Source organism: Williamsia sp. (genome assembly GCF_016462415.1).
Classification (GTDB): domain Bacteria; phylum Actinomycetota; class Actinomycetes; order Mycobacteriales; family Mycobacteriaceae; genus Williamsia_A.
The window spans coordinates 2,728-4,233 of sequence record NZ_JAEMTF010000180.1 but is presented as its reverse complement, the minus strand read 5'-3'; the positions used below and the strand labels follow the sequence as shown (position 1 = coordinate 4,233).

The window sequence follows — 1,506 nt, the reverse complement described above, 5'->3', positions numbered from 1 at the left end:
CAGACGAACTGCGAGACCACCTCGCCGACCTCGTCCCGGCGTACATGGTGCCGAGCTCGATCACCGTGCTCGACGCCATGCCGCGCACCCCGGTGGGCAAACTCGACCGCGCCGCACTGCCCGACCCCGACCGGGCCGGACACGTCGCGCGGGTCGTCGAGCCGCCGGCCGACGACGACGAGCGGGCGGTGGCCGCGATCGTGGCCGACGTGCTCGGGTCCGACCCCACCGAGATCGGCGTGACCGCGGACTTCTTCGACCTCGGCGGCAACTCGCTGTCGGCCACCCGCGTGACCGCCCGCGCCACCGAGGCCCTCGGGACCCGCGTCGGGATCCGCGACCTGTTCGATGCGCCCTCCGTCCGCGGGCTCGTCGCCCGGATACGGATGCGGGCACCCGACGGCGCGTCGACGGCGACGATCCCGCTGGTTGCCGGGCCGCGACCGGATTTCGTGCCGCTGTCCAACGCGCAGCAACGGATCTGGTTCCTCAACCGGTTCGAGCCGTCCTCGATCGCCTACACGATCCCGGTGGTGTTGCGGCTCGTCGGAGACCTCGACATCGCGGCGCTGCGGCTCGCGATCGGCGACGTGCTCGACCGCCACGAGGTGCTGCGCACCGTGTACCCGTCGACCGGCGGGCGTCCGCACCAGCAGGTGCTCACCGTTGCCGATGCCGAGCCGCTCCTCGACTGGTCGGTCACCGACGACGAGTCCGCAGTCGCCGCGCTGCTGCGTCGCGGATTCGACGTGAGCACCGAGCTGCCGATCCGGGGACGGATCGTCGCCGTCGGCGCCACCGATCACGTGCTGGCGTTGGCGCTGCACCACATCGCCGTCGACGGCGAATCGGTCGCCCCGCTCGTCGGCGACGTCGTCGCGGCCTACCGGGCGCGGGCACAGGGCGTCGCACCCCGATTCGCCCCGCTGCCGGTGCAGTTCGCCGACTACGCACTGTGGCAACAGCGCGTCCTGGGGTCGGTCGACGACCCGGCGTCGACGTTGGGCGCTCAGGCCGCCCACTGGTCGTCGCGCCTTGCCGGCATCCCCGACGTGCTCACCCTGCCGACCGACCGCCCGCGCCCCGCGGTGGCGTCGCAGCGAGGTGCGCGCATGCAGTTCGAGATCCCGGTGGCGACGGCGTCGCGGATCGCCGAGATCGCACGAGCACACGGCGCGACCGAGTTCATGGTCGTGCACACCGCACTGGCCGCGCTGCTCGCCCGTGTGTCGGGCGGCGACGACATCGTCGTGTCCACGCCGGTCGCCGGCCGCGGACACGCCGCGCTCGACGATCTCGTCGGCATGTTCGTCAACACCCTCCTGCTGCGCACCCGCGTCCATCCGACGATGCCGCTGGCGGAACTGCTCGCCGACGTCCGGACCGTGGACGTCGACGCGTTCGCCCACGCGGACCTGCCGTTCGAACATCTGGTGGAACGACTGGCGCCCACCCGATCCGAGGCGTTCGCGCCGCTGAGCCAGGTGATGCTGTCGATGCAGCAGC

The 1,506-nt window shown here is 72.4% G+C and carries 1 protein-coding gene; it reads left to right on the top strand.

Going from position 1 to position 1,506, the window contains the following annotated elements:
- The coding region (locus tag JHC79_RS22790) for a condensation domain-containing protein (RefSeq protein WP_296395200.1) at nt 1-1,506 on the top strand (1,506 nt) is incomplete at both ends.